A 20,161-nucleotide genomic window follows, 5' to 3' on the forward strand; every position below is an offset into this window, starting at 1 on the left:
AAATGCGGACTTTCCTTTTCATCTGGTTTGGACAGCTAATTTCTCTAATTGGCTCTGGATTGACTAGCTTTGCGCTGGGAGTGTGGCTGTATCAGACTACTGGTTCATCAGTACAATTTTCTCTGATGTATGTATGTGCTGAACTTCCCTATATTATTCTTGCTCCTTTTGGGGGTGCGATCGCCGACCGATGGAATCGACGCTGGCTAATAATTTTAAGTGATAGTATTTCCGCTGTTTGTACTCTTTCTATTGCTCTATTAATGTGGCAAAATTGGTTACAAATCTGGCATCTTTACTTAGCAGTTGCAGTCAGTTCTGGTTGCAAAGGATTTCAACAACCCGCCTATTATACAACCCCGACTCTTTTTGTTTCTCCAAAACATTTTGGTCGTGCTAATGGCATGATTCAGCTTGCTCAAGGAACGGGACAATTATTATCTCCTATTTTAGCTGGGATATTGGTAGATATAATTAAAATTTACGGCGTTATTTTAATTGATTTTATCAGCTTTATTGTTGCTCTATTGACCCTGTTGGCAATCCCTTTTCCTAGTGTTTCTAGTTCCCAATATATTCAACATTCTCAGACTTCACTGTTAGATAATATTGTTGAAGGCTGGAACTATATTAAAGCTCGTCCTGGTTTATTGACGCTGCTGATGTTCTTTTTTATTACTGACTTCACTATTGGTTTAGTACAAGTTTTGATAACTCCAATGGTTTTAAGCTTTGCTAATGCTAAAATCCTCGGTCAAATTTTTTCCATCGGTGGAAGTGGTTGGTTATTTGGGGCAATTTTAATGAGTACATGGAGCGGTTTTAAACGTAAAGTTAATGCAGTTTTATGTTTTGAGTTTATATTAGGTTTATCGATTTTAGTTGCTGGTTTGCAACCTTCTGCAATCTTGATTACTGTTGCGGCTTTTTTTGCTTTTTTCAGCGTTCCGATTATTATTAGCTCTCATAATTCGATTTGGCAGGTTAAGGTTGACCCGAAAGTTCAAGGTCGGGTTTTTGCGTTGCGGGGTGCGATCGCCTGGGCCGCTTTTCCCCTTGCTTATCTCTTGGCTGGCCCTTTAGCAGACTATGTATTTCAGCCTTTACTACTTCCAGATGGATTGCTAGCAAACAGTATTGGACTACTCATTGGTGTTGGCCCAGGACGGGGTATTGGTTTGTTATTTAATTTAGTTGGAATTTTTGTCATGCTGGCAACAATTGTCGCTTATAACTATCCCTATATTCGCAGAGTAGAAGACGACTTACCTGATTTTGTAAAACCTGTCTAGGTAATCATGGATAGCCAAAGCGTTGAAACTGCAACGATGGTATCAAAACAAGTGGTTTCGATCCTGACAAAAAAATTAAGGGACGTAAGCGGTATCTGATGGAGCGACAAAAGAGCTAGGATGCAGCTAGAATAAGTTCCATCGCCCTAAGAGGTTATGTGAGGAGTATTTTTTGAATTAATCTTACTCCCCACTCCCCACTCTCCTTAATATAATCCCAGCCAGGATAGGACATTTTCCCACCAAGAATATTGCAGATTACCTACACTCAACTTCATTTTGTTGCGAATATCTTGGATTTTCCAGTTGGTTAGTTTAGCTAGAGTTTGCGCCTCTTGTTCAAAACGTTTGGGTAAAGACTGCTTATATTGTCTGCCAGCCTGACATTTGAGTTCCCCTTGGAACGGATGTTGTAAAACATAACGTCCTTGAAAAGATTCACTGTTGGCAGTTTGTTGAAATATCAAGTCTTCAGGGAATTTGTCGCGGGTATAGCGAACATGCAATCGAGAGATGAAGACGTTACTACTAGGAGAGGGACGACGAAAACTAGGGGGTACTGGCACATTACTTGTAGAATTGTCATCTAGCCAAAATACACCTGCTTGCTTGAGTTCTTCTGGAGTCAGGGGTTCGGCGGAACAAGGATCGCAACTACCCATATCCCAAGCGTATTCTAAAAAACCAACTTTCCTGTCTTCTTTGGTGTAGACAGTTTGAAACATGGATTTGTAGAATTCACCAAATTCATCTTTGACAAACAAGGGAATATTTGCATCGGATGGGATTTTCACCGTTCGGTAGTTAGTGATTTCTGCCTGTCCTTGGGGCGAGAGAATGTAGACAATTAAATCCTGCTCTGTCGTAGCATTGATCATGCCTAAACGAATTGGCAGCATGAATTTAGGTGATTGATAGGAAATTTGTAGCGGACGGAGAAACTGGTAGCCAGATTGCTCGAATTTATCTAAGTTGACTTTAGCAACAAAGAATTTCATTGAGGAGCGAATATAAGGCTGAAGTAACTGTTTCGCACCTCTGGGGATTTTGTAGCCATTGCGTTTAAGCCAAGTTTCCAATCCACCAGATTCTTTCGCACTGAGGATCAGGATGTCGTATTCGCCAACGTTAAAACGTGCTTCAACCGTCACACCCAAACTAGCATCGCCCCTTGCATTCCCCGCCTCACTTCTCGGTGCTGCTGGCGCTGGTGCTGCTGATAACTCTCTATCGTAAACTGGGGCACAAGGATCTGGGTCAAAATATTCTACCAATCGCGGCGCACTAAAAGCATCTAGGCGTTCGATAATCTTGGGTTCAGTGACGCGAACTTGTTCTTTTTGCAGCACCGTTGGCACTGGTACTACCATTGCAAAATCTTTGACTTCGCCTTGAAAGTCGTTTGCCATTGTCATGATAGTGCGATCGCCATCCCGCGCTATTACCACCTGAGAAGCTTTGTTATACAGTTTTGTATCAGCTTTGGCTACATAAAATCCACAAAATGCCCAAGCTGCTGGTGTAAAGCACAAAACAGCTACAATTGCTAACAATAATGGTGTTAAAAGTCGAAAAAATTTCATTATTTTATACCTCTATTTTTTTAGTGCTAGAGACTAGAGACGCGATGAATCGCGTCTGTACAAGAGTGAAGTTCTTCCCCTGCTTCCTCATCTTTTTCTTGCCAAGTAAATCTTGGGGCTAACCAGAAAACATCTAGGAGGATGCTCAAGGGTGCAAGGGCAAATAGCGCCCAGAAAACTGCTGTGGAAACAAAGAAATAATTTCGTAGGATAAAAGTTAATCCAGCGATGCAAACTGCCCAAACTACACGCCCAATTCGGGAATTGGGAATCGATCGCGGATCGGTAATCATAAATAGGGCGAACAGCAGCAAAGACCCACTCATCAATCGATGCCAGTAAACATCCCAAGTCCAACCCAGCCAGAAATTGCGAATGGCTTCTAGCAAAGAGTAGGAACCTAAAAAAGCTGCTGTGGTGTCCCAACGACCAATGCGCTGCAAAATCATGCCGCCAGTACCGAGAAATAATAGCCCATACCACCACTCTTCACCCCATTGTCCTGGCGAAACCCAAGCATCGGGGGTGAGAATCAAGGCAGATATGATGCCAAAGTTGGCAGGATTGAAGAAATGCTTATCGCCGACTCGGAAGATAAATTTGCTGGCGATCGCAATTGCTGCGGCTATTGCCATTGTCGTCCAGTGGTCAGCCCGCAACAGTAAACTCAGTCCCAGTGAGGTAATTAAAGCACTGCGAAGATTCGGCATTTGTTTTTTGTCATTTGTCATTTGTCCTTTGTTGTTTGCTAATGACCAATGACTAATACTTCGACTCCCTTCGGCTTCGCTCAGGGCGAGTCGCTCAGTACAAGTGACTAATGACAATATCCATTGAGTTGCTAGACTTGTGGCGATCGCTACCCCAATCAACTCTGGTCGCAACGTCCAATCTCGTGTACCGATTCCCAAGACTAGAAATAAGCCGAGAAATAGAATTTGATAATCTCGTATATCTTTGAGCAACATTACCCTTTTATTCAGGGATATCCCGTAGATTTCTCATCAATTTAGACGAGTACTAAGTAAAATGGCATTGCTGTTACAGATTTTGTTACAAAATAAAGCATTGACAGACCAAAGCGATCGCTCTGCTGTTTGAACTTAAAGATCGCCAAAAAAGGTAGGGATGCGATCGCATCTCTACCTTCTTCAAGTTAATTCACCGAAGTATGAAGATATGGAATAAAAGGAAAAGATTTATACCAGCACAACATCCAGATTAACTGAGAATAAAGAAGGCTTGTTCTCAATGGTGGCGAATTGATACCCTGCGAAGAATAAGTCACCATTAGTGCTGTTGTAGCTGAACTGGTTGTTAGAGCTAGCACCAAATGCAGACTTGGAAATCTGGATTTTGTCACCCTCTTTCCACTCGAAGTCTTTGATGATATCGATACCTTCAAATTTGCTATTGAAGACAAACTTATCTGCGCCAGCACCACCTGTGAGTACGTCAGTGCCATAACCACCAACGATGAAGTCATTACCCGCTCCACCGCTGAGAACATTATTGGCATCATTACCAACAATCGTATCGTTGCCAGCTGTACCGATTAAATTCTCAATGCTGACTAATTTATCCGTGAGAGGAGAATTTCCCGGAAACTTGACTACACCACTAGAGAGATTGGCATCAATGGGGCCAGAGAAGAAAGCGTAAGATGTGGTATCAGTTCCAGCACCGCCATCAATGGTGTCAAAGCCAAAGCCACCATCGATGAAGTCATTACCCGCTCCACCGCTGAGAACATTATTGGCATCATTACCAACAATCGTATCGTTGCCAGCTGTACCGATTAAATTCTCAATGCTGACTAATTTATCCGTGAGAGGAGAATTTCCCGGAAACTTGACTACACCACTAGAGAGATTGGCATCAATGGGGCCAGAGAAGAAAGCGTAAGATGTGGTATCAGTTCCAGCACCGCCATCAATGGTGTCAAAGCCAAAGCCACCATCGATGAAGTCATTACCCGCTCCACCGCTGAGAACATTATTGGCATCATTACCAACAATCGTATCGTTGCCAGCTGTACCGATTAAATTCTCAATGCTGACTAATTTATCCGTGAGAGGAGAATTTCCCGGAAACTTGACTACACCACTAGAGAGATTGGCATCAATGGGGCCAGAGAAGAAAGCGTAAGATGTGGTATCAGTTCCAGCACCGCCATCAATGGTGTCAAAGCCAAAGCCACCATCGATGAAGTCATTACCCGCTCCACCGCTGAGAACATTATTGGCATCATTACCAACAATCGTATCGTTGCCAGCTGTACCGATTAAATTCTCAATGCTGACTAATTTATCCGTGAGAGGAGAATTTCCCGGAAACTTGACTACACCACTAGAGAGATTGGCATCAATGGGGCCAGAGAAGAAAGCGTAAGATGTGGTATCAGTTCCAGCACCGCCATCAATGGTGTCAAAGCCAAAGCCACCATCGATGAAGTCATTACCCGCTCCACCGCTGAGAACATTATTGGCATCATTACCAACAATCGTATCGTTGCCAGCTGTACCGATTAAATTCTCAATGCTGACTAATTTATCCGTGAGAGGAGAATTTCCCGGAAACTTGACTACACCACTAGAGAGATTGGCATCAATGGGGCCAGAGAAGAAAGCGTAAGATGTGGTATCAGTTCCAGCACCGCCATCAATGGTGTCAAAGCCAAAGCCACCATCGATGAAGTCATCGCCATTACCACCAAACAGTTTGTCATCACCATCCAAGCCTCTGAGGGTATCGTTGTCACTACTGCCGAAGATAACATCATTGCCATTAGTTCCGGAAAAATTAATTGCCATGAGAGTTTATCCTGAATAAAGAGTAATTGTTAATATCAGGACTTACAATTTGCTAAAAAGACAATTATATGAAAAAGCTGTAATTTTCTTTTCCGCCCTACTTCTGTGACTACGATATTTCCTGTTGAGCTGACAACTAAAAAATAAGTTGAGTCAGCTAGCTAGGAATAGATTGTGATGGAAACTACATTTCCAACTTGGAAATAGGAACAAGGGAAAAACTCACTAACATTACAATAAGTGCTAATTCATATAACTGTCCATTTGTACAGCGTGTAAGTTTTAGATATAAGACTGTTAAGCGTCCGAATCGCGCTTGACATCATCATATTAAGTAATCAGTGTAGTTACGCAAGATTACGGAAAAAAGAAAAAACTTTATGCAGCTAGCTCCCCTCTTTCCAATTTTCTACCGCATTCTCCAGCCGAGTTTTCCCAACTGCCTTTGGGCTGGAAATCCCGGTTCTAAAACGATCGCACTCACATTCGATGATGGGCCACATCCTGAATACACACCCGAAGTCTTGGCAGTGTTAGACCGTTACAAGATTACAGCGAGTTTTTTTTGGTTGGGTGTTTGCGTCAACCGTTCACCAGCTATTGCTAAAGCCGTTAGCGATCGCAGACACTGGATCGGATTGCATGGCTACGATCATCGCTCTTTTCCCATGCTTTCCCCAAATGACTTGAAGGACAGTTTAGAAAAAACCCAAGCTGCCATTTACAATGCCTGCAACCTGCAACCTCAACAAGTGCGAGATGTCCGCCCGCCTAATGGTTTCTTTACACCTGTTACTTTAAAATTGTTTTCTCAGTGGAATTACCGCCCAGTTATGTGGAGCGTTGTACCAGAAGACTGGGTGCGTCCAGGTGTAACTACTGTGGTAGAGCGAATTATGCAGCAGGTCAAAAATGGTTCAATAATTGTTTTGCACGATGGTGCTTGCGGTGGAGAAGATGTTGCTGCCACAATTCAAATTCTCATTCCACAACTGCTACAACAAGGTTATGAGTTTGTAACTGTTGATACTCTGTGGCAGCAAACTCAGGCTAACTAAAGTAACGTGAGTGCGACAAGCCCTTTTTTGGCCTCTCCCCCAACCCCTCTCTGACACGGAGAGGGGAGCCAAAACCCTAATTTTTCATTGCTCCTCCCTTGCCCCGTGGGAGAGGTTCATCGAACTCACGTTAAAGTATTAGCCTGTCAAGTTAAATAAAAGTGTGGTACTGGCGTGTTTATTACTCAAACTTAGCGATCGCTTATTTACATATTTTGCATAGCAAATGTTTATCTGCGATTACGACATTGTAGTGGATAGCGCTTACCCCGCCATGTCGTCCAACCATCTGCTATTTTAGTACGACTGTTATATTTGAGATACCAGTTATCTTGTTCTGCACCTAAATAACGAATACCTAAATCCTGTTTTTGTCTGCTGGAAAAACGTTTTCCTAGAGGAACCCACGCACTACCGTTATCACTAAACCGCCCGACGAGACGGACACCAGAAGTAGTAGAGCAAACATCACCGTTACAACTAGTTTGTGGGTCATCGACTACTTTCCACTGCATTTTTGCTGGTCTACCGTCAATATTACAATCCCAGAGACCAAAGAACCACTCACCAGCAATTTGACTGGCTTTAACATGACTAGATGCCAATACCAAACTTGCAGGAACAATCGCCAAGCCCAAAAGCCATTTTGTGATGTTTTTCATAATGCTTCACCAATTCCTTAAGCTAATCTATGCTTTCTATTCACTTACACTTTCTATTCACTTATAGATATCAGTATTACTATTTATGCAGATCGTGAAAGTGTAAAGATTCAATGTTTTTTGTGCATAGACTGCGACACCTTCCTGTTTGTACAACTGAACGGATTAATCAATTACAAACGGGTGAACTGTTATACAGCAGATTTTAAGGAAAGTGAGGTACACAACGATTCGTCTGTTACGCAGGTATAAAGCGTGTTTTACTCCGTAATTCTGAATTATCCAGTATTTATCTAACTAATCTCAAAATCTATCTGACCTGAGTGCATTGCTCTCATACACTGAGGATAATTCAGAACTTCTAAAAGTAAAAATTGAATGCATTAACCTAATATCAAAACTTCTCCAACTGCGTTTATTGTTTAATATGACCGTAGAATGGTATGAAGATTTTTTTACATTTTCTAGTCGGGAGTATCAGCTACTAAATGCTGATATCCCAGTGGCTTATGCTAGTTCCTAGAGTTGATGTGTGGCGAGAAAAGCTTCGACTTCAGCAGCAGTAGGTTGAGAAGCGATCGCACCTGGTTTAATAGTAGTCAGTGCCCCAACAGCGCTGGCATAAGTGACAATGCGTTTTGCTGTTTCTGCATCTCGCAAGCTGTGGATACCATACTTACTCAGTTGATGGATGAATCCTGCCAAAAAGCTATCTCCTGCACCAGTTGTATCAACTACAGGGATAGAAAACGAGGGTAATTTGCCTTCGTTCTCACCCAGACAATAAGTGCAGCCGTTTTCCCCATCTGTCACCAATACCCCCTCAATCGAAGCTAGACGGTAAGTAATGGCTCCGGGATCTGCGGTTTCAAATAGCCATTCAGCTTCTTCTTTGGAGAGTTTGAGGAAATCAACTCGCTTAAATAATTCTGGAATTTTTTGATGGGCGATGTTTGGCTCTTTCCAAAATACAGGACGCCAGTTAACATCCAGCACAATTTTTAAGTCGTAATGCTCTGCTAATTCTAGAGCGCGGTGAATTGCCGCTTCACTTTCAGGATAGGCTAATTCCAAAGTACCCAAAACCAGAAAATCTGCTTCTTGAAACAGCGAATCTGACAATTGTTTAGCTTGCAGGCGAGTATCGGCAAATTCTGCGGTATCGTACTGACCAAATCCGGCAAAGGTGCGATCGCCAGCCAGATCCCGTGTAACATAAACTTGCCGCGTTGGTGCTGTGGGATGGCGTTGTACTCCCGTAGTCTCTACACCTACATCTTGTAATAGCTTAACCAGTGCATTTCCTGGCTCATCTTCGCCAACAGCACCGATAAATCCTGCTGACATTCCCAGCTTGACTAAAGCACAGGCTACATTAGCTGGTGCCCCTCCTGGGTAGGGAGTCCAAGATTTCACTTCTTCCAACTTTAGCCCTAATTGATCGGCTAAACAATCAAACAAAATTTCACCAAGGCACAAAACACGGGGATTGCTCATCTCATTTTCAATTTTAGATTTTGATGTAGGATTAGGAATTTACAGTATAAAATCTACAATAGTTTTTGCTAATCTGTCGCCAGTCCTTCATAGAATTAAATAGCAATTTTTACTACTCCTATAGCGTGTATGTGCTTCTAATTCTCGCTTATTTTATCTCAGTGCTTAGACAATATATTTGTCAAAATGAGCTATATTTATTACATGATATTTCGCATGGTTTATATTTTTAGCAGCTTGAAATCCAAAGAAAATATTGACAATCATATTACTGCTAACACTTGAAACCCCTACCAAGAAAAGAATCTTCTAGAATTAGAAAGAGCGATTAAGTACATATACCAAGGGAGGATAGAAATAGTCATGGCTGGTGGCAAGTCTGAGACCCCCGTTAGTCTGTCAGACAGAGAACTGCAAATTATCGACTTAGTAGCCGCTGGCTTAACTAACCAAGAGATTGCAGCAAAACTGGAGATTAGCAAGCGTACAGTTGATAACCATATCAGTAATATTCTCACTAAGACTGAGACAGATAATCGAGTAGCCCTTGTCCGCTGGGCTTTACAGTGGGGCAAAGTCTGTTTGAATGATGTCAATTGCTGTACTCTGCCTAACCAGATTGAATAAACAATTTACTAGTAGAAGCTTAATTGCTTTGGTCTAGTAAATTACAAGCCAATTTTGAGTTGTACTGATTGTTCCTCTCCTTACGCCTAAGTTTTCAGTGTGAACACTCTACCAAAAGTTCCGAGTCCTTCACTCAGCCGGAGTTTATGTAAGTGGAGCCAGCTGACCCTCGGACTCGGAAACTAAAAAGATCAGAATTCCTTTCCAAATTCAACAGAACAGATATAGGACTAAGGATTGGGGATTAGTGACTGGGGACTGGGGACTGGGGACTGGGAAGAAGCATCTACAATGCCCAATGCCCCATGCCCCATGCCCAATACCCTAACTAAACAATCATCTACAAAAATTAGCAACAATTCAGTGGTGCAAGCGTTACATTTGAAAGAAATCTATGTTGCCCCATCGGCTTTGGGAGTAGTGTTCCAATGAATACTTCCGCTTCTTTTCAGGGTAGCTCGTCTCCCTTTGAATTTTTTAACTTTAATTTTACGATACCTGTATCTGAGAAGGTTCCGAGTCTGGAAGACCAATCTTCAGACTTTCCGCAACCCACACAAGATGCCGACTTACTCAGACAGCTATCGTTTATTCCAGGGTTAAAAGAAATTTTGATGCTGCGGCAGGTTCATGCTTTAGAACATGCTACTGTTTGGGTTCTTAGCGAATCAAAAAGCGCCTATTCTGCCCCATCAGAATCCACTAACGTTCAATTAGATAATGAACTATTAGGCGGTTTATCTACTGAGCAGGGATTCTACCTCTATGGTGAAGTAAATATTAGTGATTTGCGGCGTGCAGTCACACTTGCTCGGCATCGCATCACCAGTGGAGAATGGGATTTGGCTGTACATCCCCGTTGTGGCACAAATTTGTCAGTAGCAATGTTCTTAACAGCTGGATTAGCTATGGGTGTGCATCTGTTGCTACCATTTCGACCAATTGAGCAACTTATAGGTTTAGGATTAGCAGCGACGACAGCCGCAGAACTCGCACCTGATTTAGGTTCCATAGTGCAGCGTTACCTAACAACTGCCATTCCTTTTAACCTAGCAATTGAAAATATTACCCGTACGCGCGATGTTTGGGGGCGTGAGGCACATTTTGTTAAAGTAGGCTGGCAAGAATGAAGAGAGCAAGAAGCACAAAGGCAGGGAGCAGAGGGGAAAAGAAGTAATTTTTCTTCTCTCCTTAATGCCCAATGCCCAATGCCCAAGCCCAATGCCCAATGCCCAATGCCCTAAAAAAATTATGAGAAAACTTTACTTCTTACTTCCCGGTACAGATAGCAAATTTGCCTGTGGTGGTCTTTGGGCTGAGTTAAAAGCACTTAATCTAGCTCAGAATTTCTGTAGTGCTGATGTTGTAACTTACCGTCAACGCGAAAAAGATAAGCTTTTTATTGATGATTTGCTAAAAGAGAAAAATTTAAATAATGTAATTTTTGTAATTAGTTGGGGATTTGATATAGCTCAACTCGTGGCTAAACTTAAGGAATATAATGTCGTTTACCATGCACATAGTCCAGGTTATTCATTTAGGCTACCTGCAAGTATTCCAATCATGACTGTTAGCCGCTATACAATGGGATATTGGGGAGAAAAATCACCCAATTCTCTGATTTATTATTTGCCCAATCAAATTTCTGATGAGTTTCAAAATTTAGGTTTGGAACGGGATATTGATGTTTTAGTTCAAGCTCGGAAGTCTTCTGAGTATTTAATTAAAGAATTGATTCCGGCGTTGCAAAAACGTTGTAAAGTATTGGTTGTTGACTCATACATAGAGGATTTACCTGGACTATTTAACCGAGCTAAGGTTTACCTCTATGATTCGGCTGAGTACTGGGCACAACAGGGTGTTAGTGAAGGATTTGGTCTACAACCAATGGAAGCTCTTGCTTGTGGCTGTCAAGTATTTTCTAGTGTTAACGGTGGACTAGCTGATTATTTAGACCCTGGATTTAATTGCTATAAAATTGCTGGATATTCCCAAGAATATGATGTGCAACGGATTCTGAAAGTAATTGAATCTTCAGTAGCTTTTAGTTTATCTGAAGATTTTTTGGTTGAGCATCGTACTGAAAATATTATTAAGCGTTTCCAAGTTATTTTGGATGAGTTAAATGAGTTTTTTGACCATAAAATACAGCAGCCATCTAATATTAAGAGTTTGACTAAAATACGGATGGCGAAATTACTCGCTCAGAAGATATATGGTAAATTGAGGAAGAAATATTTTAAGTCATAGAAACGAACCGCAAAGACACTGAGAACACAGAGAAAAGAGAGGAAATTGAATGAGTCGGCGGTTATTAGTTACTGGGGGTGCGGGGTTTATTGGGGCAAATTTTGTGCATCATTGGTGTCAGGTTTATCCAAACGATCGCGTGGTGGTGTTGGATGCTCTGACATACGCGGGGAATCGTCTGAATTTGGCGCCCTTTGAGGGAAGAGAGAATTTTCGGTTTGTGCAGGGGGATATTTGCGATCGCACCATCATAGACAACCTATTAGCAACGGAAAATATTGATACCATCGCCCATTTTGCCGCTGAATCTCATGTCGATCGTTCCATTCTTAGCCCAGCCGCTTTTGTGCAAACTAATGTGGTGGGAACTTTCACCCTACTAGAAGCTTTTCGGCAACATTGGGAAGCGAAAGCACAACCATCTGATTATCGTTTCTTACACGTTTCTACTGATGAAGTCTACGGTAGCCTGGGCGCAGATGACCCAGCTTTTTGTGAAACCACACCCTACGCTCCCAATAGTCCCTATTCAGCTTCCAAAGCGGGTAGCGATCATTTAGTCCGTGCTTATTATCATACTTATCAACTTCCAACCATTATCACAAATTGCTCTAATAATTACGGGCCTTATCAGTTTCCCGAAAAACTAATTCCCCTAATGTGTATCAACACTTTGATCGGGAAACCATTACCTGTTTATGGTGATGGTAAAAATGTACGGGATTGGCTTTATGTGGGCGATCATTGCCGTGCTTTAGATGTAGTAATCAATTATGGTCAGCCAGGAGAAACATACAATATTGGTGGCAATAATGAGGTGGAAAATATTAACCTCGTGCAACTTTTATGTCAAATGATGGATGAATTAGCACCTGATTTACCAATATATCCAGCCAAGCAGTTGATTACTTTTGTTAAGGATAGACAGGGACACGACAGGAGATATGCAATTAATGCAAACAAAATTAAAACTCAGCTTGATTGGACGCCTTCAGTAACAATTGCTAAGGGTTTACGTTTAACAGTTGAATGGTATCTCAATCATCGTGATTGGTGGGAACCTCTGCTGTCTGCGGAATATCAAGCTTACTATCGCAAAAATTATCTGTAGAATGACCTAAAATTGGGCTAACTTTAACGAGTAATGGTCTCAAATTTTTATGGGGAACTAATTTGTCATAATGTAAGCGACCAAGAATTATGCCTGGATGTCTATTTTGATTGTGAGCAAATTCTTCAATCCCTTTCCGAGAAAAGACTTTTTTACTTGTAATAATAAATTCATTTAATGTCTGAGGATTTATTAACCAGTCAGCGGCTTTTTCGTTAGCTGCTCTTTCCTCATCATTCTCTTCTAACGCATCCAAATTATCTAAATAAGCTCCTTGATGTCCTAAAACAATATGTGCTAACTCATGCATGAGGGTGAACCAGAATGAATCTATCCGGTCATATCTCAATGTCAACGCGATAACGGGATTGCTGTTTAAATATAAGGCTGCACCATCCAAGTAGGTTTTGCTTAAATGCGACACAATTATAAAATGTACACCTAAATCTGCCAGCAATTTAGGAATCTGCACAATACTTTCTACTTGTTTCGCACAAGCAAGAATTTTAGGGATAGCAGTCTCAAGTTTTTTGCGTTCAAAACTAGCAACTGCTTGTTGTTTCGCTAGGTTCTCAACTTGTTTTACCCAAGCTATGCGAGAAGTTTCCTCTGGCTCTCGATGCTCGGAACAACGAAAATTAACATCTAGCTGGAGTATTTCATCTAAAGATGATATGCCGAAAAAATCACATACTTGCCGTTCTAAGTCATCAATTGAATCTGCTGCTTGAATCCACTTATTTTTGATTAGTTCAGAGATGGGAGCAATTGTATACAATCGACTTTTACGAGCTATATCTTGCTCTTTTTTTTCTTTTCCTACTAGATGAAGCCGATACTTTGCTTCAAGATTTGTCCAGAACTCTGGAGAAGTACCCAAGGCTTGAGAGAGTTCGATAGCTGTTTCAGGTGTAATTTGCTTGCTTCCCCGAATGATTTCATTGATGGTTTGAACTGGACGCCCCATAATTTCTGCTAAATCTTTCTGTGTCCAGCCACGGGCTTCTAATTCTCGACTTAAAATTTTTCCTGGTGTTGGTACTCTTGCTGGTGCTAGCTTCTGGCTCATATTGCTGTCTCCCCTGCTGACGAAAGTTAGTGGTAGTCTTCGATATCGATTATTGTGAGATAATTTCCCTGCTCATCCTCATCCACTGTCACAATTAGACGCCACTGATTATTCAAACGTAGAGAACGCTGTCCTTGTTTTCCTCGTTTTCCTGATAACTTCTCAAATCTCAATCCTTTTTGAGCATATAAATCTCGCTCGTCTACAGCAGCATCAATAATCGCCATGACTTCAAAAAAGTCATCAACCACACCTGGGTATTTATGAGCATCTTTTTCTGCTGTGTAAAGTGCTTCGAGTTTCTTTTTTTTAAACTGAAAACGCAAAGCTTCCCCCAAGTTAAATGCACTGGATTCTGCATTATATAACAGTTGGCTTCAGCCTTGGGGTGAATGACTGATATTTTAATTATAAATCTTATTGTGACAAGAGATTTAAGCAGTTTGTAAAGTTTGTTAGATAATCTTGAAAGTTAAGGCAAACCTATTCTGTAAAGGACTTTGCTATTTTCCTCCAACAACATATCTTGCTTGAGCTTGATCGTCTTCCTATCACTGTTTGCAGTACAATTGTACTATACAGTCTAACTAAAGGCAAGTTATGCAAAGCGTCTTGTCCATCCCAGTTACACAAATCAAATGCACAACAGCTTACTAAGACAGTAAGGGATTGCTGCCACAGTTTCTGTAGATAATGACTATCCTTAAATATAAGGGAATCAGATCAACGTAAATTGCCAGCAGGTGTTAAGATGCTGCAACCAGAACAAATATTACAAGATCGTTATCAAATCCAGCGCCAACTCGGCAACAATGGAATTCGTCAAACTTGGCAAGCATTGGATTTACAAGCCTCTGATGGCGAAAATTCGACCGTTGTGGTCAAACTTTTGGCCTTTGGCGGTACTGTGCAGTGGGATGACCTGAAACTTTTTGAGAGGGAAGCACAAATCCTTAAACAGCTAAATCATCCCCGCATCCCTCAATATATAGATTATTTTTGTATCGACGATCGCACCCTCTGGTTCGCCTTAATACAAGAATATATCCCTGGTGAGTCGCTTAAGGATAAACTTGCTATTGGCAAAAGGTTTAGTGAAAAGCGAGCCAAAAAAATTGCTGTTGAAGTTTTAAATATTCTCATCTATCTACATGAGTTGAATCCTGGAGTTTTACATAGAGATATTAAACCGAGTAATTTAATCTGGGGCGAAGATAATCAGATTTATTTAGTTGATTTTGGTGCAGTTCAGGATAAAGCGGCAAAAGAGGGCGTTACTTTTACCGTTGTCGGTACTTATGGTTATGCCCCAATGGAACAATTTGGTGGTCGAGCAGTTGCGGCTTCAGACTTATATGCACTGGGAGCGACTTTGATTCATTTGCTCACTGGAACTTCCCCCTCTGATTTACCCCAGCAGGATTTGCGACTGCAATTTACAGACCAAGTTAACCTCAGTCCCAGTTTTGTCAGTTGGCTACAAAAGTTGATAGAACCCGCTCCCGAACAAAGATTTACTAGTGCAAGCGTTGCGCTGAATGCCCTCAAATCGGGACTAACTGTCAAATCTGCAAATAAGAATCAGCTTTTGCCGCTAAAAGAAATCATCAACAATTCTGGATGCGGGATTAATAATCACAATGAAACAGTCCCAGAGGAAATTCTCGGTTGGAATTGGGGCGCTTTTCTGATGCCTTGGTTGTGGATGTGGCCGAATCAAGTGTGGTATGGTCTATTCTGTTTTGTACCTAATGCTTGGTGGGTAATGGCGATCGCACTCGGTGCAAAAGGCAATGAATGGGCTTGGAAAAGTAGACGGTGGCGCAGTATTGAACAATTTAAAGCCCATCAAAGAGGCTGGGCAATCGCTGGTATTCTAATTGGAGCGCCCATTAGTATTATGTTATGGGTTCGAGCGATCGCTTTGCTTAAATCTGCATTTTAGTGGGGCATTGGGCATTGGGCATTGGGCATTGGGCATTGGGCACAAGAAAGAAGCAGAGGGGATGGGGGGCTGAGGGGAAAACTTACTGTAACTTCTCCCCTGCTCCCCTGCTCCCCTGCTTCCTTCTAACTACTAACTTGTGATTCAACTACACCCACGGGACAAGAAACATTTGTCCCTCCCAAACCACAATACCCGTTAGGATTTTTAGCCAGGTATTGCTGATGGTAAGCTTCAGCGTAGTAGAATTCCGGCGCATCCAAGATTTCTGTGGTAATCTTGCCATAACCTGCGCTGTTGAGGGCTTGCTGATAAGCTTCCCGCGATGCTTCTGCTAGCTGCTTTTGACTTTCAGAATATACATAAATTCCCGAACGGTATTGAGTGCCAGTATCATTACCTTGGCGCATCCCTTGGGTGGGATTGTGGCTTTCCCAAAAGACTTTGAGTAGTTCGGCATAACTAATCACTTTGGGATCGAACACAACCAACACCACTTCATTGTGACCGGTTCGCCCACTACATACCTCTTCATAAGTGGGGTTGGGTGTTAAACCAGCAGCGTAACCGACTGCGGTCGTGTAAACTCCTTTAAGTTGCCAGAATTTGCGTTCTGCACCCCAAAAACAGCCCAAGCCAAAGATTGCCTTCTCTAATCCATCGGGAAAAGGAGGTTTTAAGGGATTCTTGTTGACATAATGAGCTGCGGGTACTGACATAGATTGTGCCCTTCCTGACAAAGCTTCTTCAGGTGTGGGCATAACTGCCTTTTTGCCAAATCCGAATAGTGCCATTGATTTTGATGATATATATCTTTACCTTATTTACTATTGTAGGACTTACGCAGAAGAGATCCCCCAACCCCCTTAAAAAGGGGGCTTTTAAGATTCCCCCCTTTTTAAGGGGGGCTAGGGGGGATCAAGCTTTCAAGTTTTCAGTGCGTAAGTCCTGTATTGTAAAGATTCTGGCATCGCTTGGGGTTTTCTCAGAGCCATCCTTAGACTGTGTTGACCTTTACAAAAACAGTTCTGAAATCAAGCTCTTTCCTTGAGCGCCTGTTTTGCAATACTACTAACCCTAGAGTCAGAATCATTGCTTAACCGCTCCAAAATTGAAATCGGTATATTGACGTTTTTGGCAACTTTTGCACGAAGATCGGTGCGTGAATGAACTGCGAATTGTTCTAGCAAATGGACAGGAGTATTGGGATGAGAAGCAATATCATGTAGACCATCGATCGTATTTGGATGCTGCGTTTGGTTGATTTTTAGATAAAGCTTCTCCAGCGCATCTGAAGGTGTATTGAGGTTTTTAGCGAGATTTATGAGAAAGTGAATGTGTGAGCTAGATTGGTTTTGATAGTCTGTAAGTGCAAGCAGGATAGTGGGTGGTGTTTTCAAAGACGATGCGATCGCGCTTACTACATCATACTTATTCATTTGCAACAGATTTTCTAACACTTTTGGAGTAATGTCAGAACGTCTCACCAATCGAACTGCACTTTCTTCATACCTGGCTCGATTTGATGGCGAGACTCGTTGACGTTGCTTAACCAAGAACTCTGCGAAAAACTCTAGAACGGTAGAGGTTGCATTGGGATGGCTTGCGGCTTTGAAGGGTACATCTTCATCTGTATCCTGCGCGAGCTTTTCTAAAATCTTTGCAGGGGTTGAGGGATGGGAAGCAACCAATAGCCGGACAGAGGCTCGTCGATCGCTAGCTAATCGCTCTAGCAAGTCGATGGATGTTCCAGGTTTTCCCTCGATAAAATTGATGATGGCGATCGCAGTTTCGGAAACATTTGGATGGTTCTTGACCAGATCGCGAATTTCTTTCTCATTTTCTCCCGCTAGTTTTTCCAATATTACGCTTGGTGCTTGAGGATTTCGAGCAATTGCTTTATGCATCGAAAAATTTCTCCAATCTGCAAACGTATTGAGCAGGGATAAGGGTGTTTTGGGGTTCTCAGCGATCGCTATTTTGATATTCCAGCTTCCATCCTCGGCTAGTTGAAGCAATAACGATTCAGAAGTGTTGGGATTTTGAACGATCGCGGTAAAAAGTTCATCGAAATCAGATTCATCAGCATTCTCGTCATCGCAGAAAAGAGGCGGGTTTTCTACAAGTTCTTCCAGAATCTCAAGAGATGTCTTTGGATTTCTAGCCACAGCAAGAAGAATTTCCTCATCCTCGATTTTAGATAACTGAGCGATCGCACTTTCACTAGTTGTTGTGCTACGCGCTAAAGAGAGTCTAACGAAATGACTCTCAGGATTTTCCAGCAGCAAAAGATTGAAAATCGGGTTCGCCGTAATTGCGTCTGGAAACTCTTTACCTAATTTCAGCAACACTTCAGTAGGCGTATTCGGATTTTTAGCTACAGCCTCACGAACTTCTGGCTGAGGATGTAAAGATAGCTCCTCAAGCACCACAACCGAAGTGTCAACAGCCGAGGCTAATGCAAAATCGTTGTCATCAAGCATAATCAAGAATTTTATAGATATAGAATGAGTTTTCCCAAAATCTAAGGACACTTTTAGATTAGACTTTTACGAAACTTCATCAATATTACGAATACTTTTCAAGAGGAACTTGGTGTTAAAAGCTACTCATGAATAAAATACCGAAAATTGACCGCCAAAGGGAGCATCAAGCGAACGAACGGACATTTCTGGCTTGGCTACGCACTTCTATTGCATTGATTGGCTTTGGTTTTGCGATCGCGCGATTTGGTATATTTCTGCGTCAGTTGAATATTACTATTACTCAACAAGAACCTCCGGTAAGTCCATTATCTAGCTCGGAAAATTTGGGTATTGCTTTGGTAATTTTTGGAATTTCGACTATTGCCTTAGCTGCATGGCGATACAACCAAGTTTTCTGGCAAATTGAAACAGGGAACTATAGACCAAATAGGTTAATGGTTTGGATAATGGCTGGAGTTGTAATTATTTTGGGATTTTTCTGTATTCCTTTGCTTTTATGGCGGGATAAAGTACCTTCTCGTTCTCCGCTTCCCATTCAACCACAGTCCCGAAATTTGCATTAAATACAGCAGGAGTCAGAATAAGTAGATCGGTGTAAATAATTATTGTTGGGATAAGGCAAAGGGCAGGGGGAGAAAGAGTTTGAGGCTTATTTACTTTTCTTTACACAGTTTGGTTTTTTTGCACCGACTTACTTAAACTTTTTATACGGACGCATTTTATGTAACTTTTTTGCCGATTCTCAATCAATCTTAGGTAGGCGTAGCCCAACCCAGGTATCGCTCTATGTCTGCCCAATTTATCGCACTTCGTATCTAGCAAGCTTTTAGGCTTTTTGTAATCGTCGCTTTCACCTTGGGCTGAATCGTCATACACTGATTTTGAACTAATGAAACCGGTTGCCCTCAAAGAAACGATGAGCGAAAGTAAGATATCAGAAATATTAGAAACCTTCGAGGCAGACTTGCTGTCGGAGTGGACTCAGGAACTAGCTATTGTCAATATTCGCAGAGGCTTGATTAAAGAAGCCCATCTAAAAGAGGAGTGCCGGGAATTCCTGAGTTTGTTTCGGATTGCCGTTGGGCGGGGCAATACCAATATTCAGGCAGGGGAGTGGCAGGAGATGCGGGAGATGCTCAACAGCATTTCTCGATCGCGATCGCAAAATGGTTTCACACCCTCAGAAACGGCTACATTCGTCTTTTCGTTCAAGAAACCCCTCTTTAAACGAATGCGTCAGCAATTCAAAGACCCGATTGAATTGGGTGAAAATATCTGGTTAGCCACAAACTTATTGGATCGGCTAGGATTGCTGACAATTGAAGTCTATCAAAAGACGCGAGAAGAAGTGATTTTACGGCAGCAAGAAGAGTTGATGGAGCTGTCTACCCCCGTCGTTAAACTCTGGGAGGGAATTTTGGCATTGCCGATAATCGGTACCCTGGATAGTGCCCGGACTCAACTGATGATGGAATCGTTATTGCAGAAGATTGTCGAAACTAGTTCCGAAGTTGCCATCATTGACATTACCGGGGTTCCTACTGTCGATACCCTGACCGCTCAACATTTGCTCAAAACCGTTACTGCTGCCCGTCTCATGGGAGCTGATTGTATGATCAGTGGCATTCGTCCTCAAATTGCCCAAACAATCGTTTATCTCGGCATTGATTTGACAAATATAGTCACGAAAGCAACGTTAGCCGATGCCTTTCTCACGGCGCTAAAACGTTTAGGAACGACCATTACCCGCCCTCAATCTAAATAGGTA

Annotated in this window: 19 protein-coding genes; 10 read left to right on the top strand and 9 right to left on the bottom strand. The window is 42.0% G+C overall.

Annotated elements, in window-relative coordinates:
- Window positions 1-2 precede the first annotated feature (2 nt).
- Complete coding sequence (locus RMY64_RS01980; RefSeq protein ID WP_322699157.1) at window positions 3-1,292, top strand: MFS transporter; 1,290 nt, start codon at window positions 3-5, stop codon at window positions 1,290-1,292.
- A 206-nt stretch (window positions 1,293-1,498) separates the two neighbouring features.
- Here the strand turns inward: RMY64_RS01980 and RMY64_RS01985 are convergent, their stop codons facing one another.
- The 3 genes from RMY64_RS01985 to RMY64_RS01995 form a co-directional block, all read right to left on the bottom strand.
- Complete coding sequence (locus RMY64_RS01985) at window positions 1,499-2,875, bottom strand: DUF2330 domain-containing protein (protein ID WP_322699158.1); 1,377 nt, start codon at window positions 2,873-2,875, stop codon at window positions 1,499-1,501.
- Window positions 2,876-2,901: 26 nt separating this feature from the next.
- On the bottom strand, window positions 2,902-3,843 hold the full coding sequence (locus tag RMY64_RS01990; RefSeq protein ID WP_322699159.1) for an RnfABCDGE type electron transport complex subunit D: 942 nt from the start codon (window positions 3,841-3,843) through the stop codon (window positions 2,902-2,904).
- 231 nt (window positions 3,844-4,074) lie between these two features.
- Window positions 4,075-5,688 (bottom strand): calcium-binding protein, encoded by a 1,614-nt coding sequence (locus RMY64_RS01995; RefSeq protein ID WP_322699160.1) that lies wholly within the window; start codon window positions 5,686-5,688, stop codon window positions 4,075-4,077.
- 380 nt (window positions 5,689-6,068) lie between these two features.
- Here RMY64_RS01995 and RMY64_RS02000 point away from each other — a divergent pair, with 380 nt between their 5' ends.
- A complete protein-coding gene (locus RMY64_RS02000) occupies window positions 6,069-6,746 on the top strand; it encodes a polysaccharide deacetylase family protein (protein ID WP_322699161.1) in 678 nt (225 codons plus the stop codon).
- A 230-nt stretch (window positions 6,747-6,976) separates the two neighbouring features.
- Here RMY64_RS02000 and RMY64_RS02005 read toward each other — a convergent pair whose 3' ends face one another.
- Both RMY64_RS02005 and RMY64_RS02010 read right to left on the bottom strand, forming a co-directional pair.
- Entirely contained in the window at window positions 6,977-7,408 is a 432-nt protein-coding gene (locus RMY64_RS02005; protein WP_292816760.1) for a DUF6006 family protein, read from the bottom strand.
- 519 nt (window positions 7,409-7,927) lie between these two features.
- Complete coding sequence (locus RMY64_RS02010; RefSeq protein ID WP_322671341.1) at window positions 7,928-8,905, bottom strand: carbohydrate kinase; 978 nt, start codon at window positions 8,903-8,905, stop codon at window positions 7,928-7,930.
- Window positions 8,906-9,268: 363 nt separating this feature from the next.
- On the opposite strand from RMY64_RS02010, the gene RMY64_RS02015 reads away from it, so the two are divergent.
- From RMY64_RS02015 to rfbB, 5 genes are all read left to right on the top strand, one after another.
- On the top strand, window positions 9,269-9,532 hold the full coding sequence (locus tag RMY64_RS02015) for a helix-turn-helix domain-containing protein (RefSeq protein ID WP_292870113.1): 264 nt from the start codon (window positions 9,269-9,271) through the stop codon (window positions 9,530-9,532).
- 237 nt (window positions 9,533-9,769) lie between these two features.
- A complete protein-coding gene (locus tag RMY64_RS02020) occupies window positions 9,770-9,964 on the top strand; it encodes a hypothetical protein (RefSeq protein ID WP_322699162.1) in 195 nt (64 codons plus the stop codon).
- Window positions 9,961-10,662: a DUF6391 domain-containing protein gene (locus RMY64_RS02025; protein ID WP_322699163.1), complete on the top strand. Its 702-nt coding sequence runs from the start codon at window positions 9,961-9,963 to the stop codon at window positions 10,660-10,662. The genes RMY64_RS02020 and RMY64_RS02025 overlap by 4 nt, the downstream gene beginning before the upstream one ends.
- 121 nt (window positions 10,663-10,783) lie before the next feature.
- Window positions 10,784-11,782 carry a glycosyltransferase gene (locus RMY64_RS02030; protein ID WP_322699164.1) on the top strand — a complete coding sequence of 333 codons (999 nt, stop codon included), beginning with the start codon at window positions 10,784-10,786 and terminating at the stop codon, window positions 11,780-11,782.
- A 49-nt stretch (window positions 11,783-11,831) separates the two neighbouring features.
- Complete coding sequence (gene rfbB, locus RMY64_RS02035) at window positions 11,832-12,893, top strand: dTDP-glucose 4,6-dehydratase (protein WP_322699165.1); 1,062 nt, start codon at window positions 11,832-11,834, stop codon at window positions 12,891-12,893.
- On the opposite strand, the gene RMY64_RS02040 is transcribed toward rfbB, so the two are convergent.
- Both RMY64_RS02040 and RMY64_RS02045 read right to left on the bottom strand, forming a co-directional pair.
- Complete coding sequence (locus RMY64_RS02040) at window positions 12,820-13,962, bottom strand: HigA family addiction module antitoxin (RefSeq protein WP_322671338.1); 1,143 nt, start codon at window positions 13,960-13,962, stop codon at window positions 12,820-12,822. The genes rfbB and RMY64_RS02040 overlap by 74 nt on opposite strands.
- Window positions 13,963-13,988: 26 nt before the next feature.
- Window positions 13,989-14,288 (bottom strand): type II toxin-antitoxin system RelE/ParE family toxin, encoded by a 300-nt coding sequence (locus RMY64_RS02045; protein WP_322671337.1) that lies wholly within the window; start codon window positions 14,286-14,288, stop codon window positions 13,989-13,991.
- A 425-nt stretch (window positions 14,289-14,713) separates the two neighbouring features.
- On the opposite strand from RMY64_RS02045, the gene RMY64_RS02050 reads away from it, so the two are divergent.
- On the top strand, window positions 14,714-15,907 hold the full coding sequence (locus RMY64_RS02050; protein ID WP_322671336.1) for a serine/threonine-protein kinase: 1,194 nt from the start codon (window positions 14,714-14,716) through the stop codon (window positions 15,905-15,907).
- A 125-nt stretch (window positions 15,908-16,032) separates the two neighbouring features.
- Here RMY64_RS02050 and msrA read toward each other — a convergent pair whose 3' ends face one another.
- Together msrA and RMY64_RS02060 are read right to left on the bottom strand one after the other, a co-directional pair.
- Window positions 16,033-16,701, bottom strand: a complete 669-nt coding sequence (gene msrA / locus RMY64_RS02055) for a peptide-methionine (S)-S-oxide reductase MsrA (protein ID WP_322671335.1) — start codon at window positions 16,699-16,701, stop codon at window positions 16,033-16,035.
- A gap of 240 nt (window positions 16,702-16,941) precedes the next feature.
- A complete protein-coding gene (locus tag RMY64_RS02060; RefSeq protein ID WP_322699166.1) occupies window positions 16,942-18,390 on the bottom strand; it encodes a hypothetical protein in 1,449 nt (482 codons plus the stop codon).
- A 128-nt stretch (window positions 18,391-18,518) separates the two neighbouring features.
- Here RMY64_RS02060 and RMY64_RS02065 point away from each other — a divergent pair, with 128 nt between their 5' ends.
- The gene (locus RMY64_RS02065; protein WP_322686862.1) at window positions 18,519-18,956 is read left to right on the top strand and encodes a YidH family protein; all 438 of its coding nucleotides are present in this window, start codon (window positions 18,519-18,521) and stop codon (window positions 18,954-18,956) included.
- Between the two features lie 326 nt (window positions 18,957-19,282).
- Window positions 19,283-20,158 carry an STAS domain-containing protein gene (locus RMY64_RS02070; protein WP_322671332.1) on the top strand — a complete coding sequence of 292 codons (876 nt, stop codon included), beginning with the start codon at window positions 19,283-19,285 and terminating at the stop codon, window positions 20,156-20,158.
- The last annotated feature ends 3 nt before the right edge of the window (window positions 20,159-20,161 follow it).

Source organism: Nostoc sp. DedQUE08 (assembly GCF_034530895.1).
Lineage (GTDB): Bacteria > Cyanobacteriota > Cyanobacteriia > Cyanobacteriales > Nostocaceae > Nostoc.

Excerpts from the sequence above, each read along its gene's own strand:
- RMY64_RS01980 (WP_322699157.1), top strand. The coding sequence starts at position 3 with ATGCGGACTTTCCTTTTCATCTGGTTTGGACAGCTAATTTCTCTAATT.
- RMY64_RS01985 (WP_322699158.1), bottom strand. The coding sequence starts at position 2,875 with ATGAAATTTTTTCGACTTTTAACACCATTATTGTTAGCAATTGTAGCT.
- RMY64_RS01990 (WP_322699159.1), bottom strand. The coding sequence starts at position 3,843 with ATGTTGCTCAAAGATATACGAGATTATCAAATTCTATTTCTCGGCTTA.
- RMY64_RS01995 (WP_322699160.1), bottom strand. The coding sequence starts at position 5,688 with ATGGCAATTAATTTTTCCGGAACTAATGGCAATGATGTTATCTTCGGC.
- RMY64_RS02000 (WP_322699161.1), top strand. The coding sequence starts at position 6,069 with ATGCAGCTAGCTCCCCTCTTTCCAATTTTCTACCGCATTCTCCAGCCG.
- RMY64_RS02005 (WP_292816760.1), bottom strand. The coding sequence starts at position 7,408 with ATGAAAAACATCACAAAATGGCTTTTGGGCTTGGCGATTGTTCCTGCA.
- RMY64_RS02010 (WP_322671341.1), bottom strand. The coding sequence starts at position 8,905 with ATGAGCAATCCCCGTGTTTTGTGCCTTGGTGAAATTTTGTTTGATTGT.
- RMY64_RS02015 (WP_292870113.1), top strand. The coding sequence starts at position 9,269 with ATGGCTGGTGGCAAGTCTGAGACCCCCGTTAGTCTGTCAGACAGAGAA.
- RMY64_RS02025 (WP_322699163.1), top strand. The coding sequence starts at position 9,961 with ATGAATACTTCCGCTTCTTTTCAGGGTAGCTCGTCTCCCTTTGAATTT.
- RMY64_RS02030 (WP_322699164.1), top strand. The coding sequence starts at position 10,784 with ATGAGAAAACTTTACTTCTTACTTCCCGGTACAGATAGCAAATTTGCC.
- rfbB (WP_322699165.1), top strand. The coding sequence starts at position 11,832 with ATGAGTCGGCGGTTATTAGTTACTGGGGGTGCGGGGTTTATTGGGGCA.
- RMY64_RS02040 (WP_322671338.1), bottom strand. The coding sequence starts at position 13,962 with ATGAGCCAGAAGCTAGCACCAGCAAGAGTACCAACACCAGGAAAAATT.
- RMY64_RS02050 (WP_322671336.1), top strand. The coding sequence starts at position 14,714 with ATGCTGCAACCAGAACAAATATTACAAGATCGTTATCAAATCCAGCGC.
- msrA (WP_322671335.1), bottom strand. The coding sequence starts at position 16,701 with ATGGCACTATTCGGATTTGGCAAAAAGGCAGTTATGCCCACACCTGAA.
- RMY64_RS02060 (WP_322699166.1), bottom strand. The coding sequence starts at position 18,390 with ATGCTTGATGACAACGATTTTGCATTAGCCTCGGCTGTTGACACTTCG.
- RMY64_RS02065 (WP_322686862.1), top strand. The coding sequence starts at position 18,519 with ATGAATAAAATACCGAAAATTGACCGCCAAAGGGAGCATCAAGCGAAC.
- RMY64_RS02070 (WP_322671332.1), top strand. The coding sequence starts at position 19,283 with ATGAAACCGGTTGCCCTCAAAGAAACGATGAGCGAAAGTAAGATATCA.